Here is a 1,600-nt window from a genome sequence, read left to right on the forward strand (position 1 = left end):
CGTGGTTAGTACATTGAGGTTCGTCTTGGGCGTTTCTTTGCGGGTACGGGAATATCAACCCGTTATCCATCGACTACGCCTCTCGGCCTCGCCTTAGGCCCCGACTCACCCAGGGCGGATTAGCCTGGCCCTGGAACCCTTGGTCATCCGGCGGAAGGGGTTCTCACCCTTCATTCGCTACTCATGCCTGCATTCTCACTCGTACAGCGTCCACACCTGGATCACTCCGGCGCTTCACCCGCTGCACGACGCTCCCCTACCCATCCACACCTAAATGTGAATGCCACAGCTTCGGCGGTGTGCTTGAGCCCCGCTACATTGTCGGCGCAGAACCACTTGACCAGTGAGCTATTACGCACTCTTTAAAGGATGGCTGCTTCTAAGCCAACCTCCTGGTTGTCCATGCGATCCCACATCCTTTTCCACTTAGCACACGCTTAGGGGCCTTAGCTGGCGATCTGGGCTGTTTCCCTCTCGACTACGAAGCTTATCCCCCGCAGTCTCACTGCCGCGCTCTCACTTACCGGCATTCGGAGTTTGGCTGATTTCAGTAAGCTTGTAGGCCCCCTAGACCATCCAGTGCTCTACCTCCGGCAAGAAACACACGACGCTGCACCTAAATGCATTTCGGGGAGAACCAGCTATCACGGAGTTTGATTGGCCTTTCACCCCTAACCACAGGTCATCCCCCAACTTTTCAACGTTGGTGGGTTCGGTCCTCCACGCAGTCTTACCCACGCTTCAACCTGCCCATGGCTAGATCACCCCGCTTCGGGTCTAGAACATGCGACTAAAAACGCCCTATTCAGACTCGCTTTCGCTACGGCTACCCCACACGGGTTAACCTCGCCACATGCCACTAACTCGCAGGCTCATTCTTCAAAAGGCACGCCATCACCCCTAAAGGCTCTGACGGATTGTAGGCGAACGGTTTCAGGTACTATTTCACTCCCCTCCCGGGGTACTTTTCACCATTCCCTCACGGTACTTGTCCGCTATCGGTCACCAGGAAGTATTCAGCCTTACCAGGTGGTCCTGGCAAATTCACAGCAGATTCTAGGAGTCCGCTGCTACTCGGGATACCTACAAGAAGGTCACACGCTTTCGTCTACCGGGCTCTCACCGTCTACGGCTGGCTTTCCCACACCATTCGACTAACGAGTAACTTTGTAACTTCTCGCCACAATGTCAGCTGCAACAAGTAGGTCCCACGACCCCGGATACGCAACGCCTGACAGCTATCACGCGTATCTGGTTTAGGCTAAATCCGCTTTCGCTCGCCACTACTCACGGAATCACTTTTGTTTTCTCTTCCTACGGGTACTGAGATGTTTCACTTCCCCGCGTTCCCCTCACACACCCTATGAATTCAGGTGCGGATGACACGACATGACTCGTGCCAGGTTTCCCCATTCGGACACCCTGGGATCACAGCTAGGTTGACAGCTCCCCCAGGCCTATCGCGGCCTCCCACGTCCTTCATCGGCTCCTGGTGCCAAGGCATCCACCGTTCGCCCTTGACAACTTAACCACAGAAAACAAGATGCTCGCGTCCACTGTGCAATTCTCAACCAACGACCAACCCACAACCCGATCACGC

At 55.2% G+C, this 1,600-nt stretch carries 1 rRNA gene (only partly in view); it reads right to left on the bottom strand.

What is annotated here, in order from left to right:
• Nucleotides 1-1,531, bottom strand: a 23S ribosomal RNA gene (locus ACH442_RS47795) (it extends 1,601 nt beyond the left edge of the window).
• Nucleotides 1,532-1,600: the final 69 nt, after the last annotated feature.

It is taken from the genome of Actinoplanes sp. NPDC020271 (assembly GCF_044388125.1).
Taxonomy (GTDB): Bacteria; Actinomycetota; Actinomycetes; order Mycobacteriales; family Micromonosporaceae; genus Actinoplanes.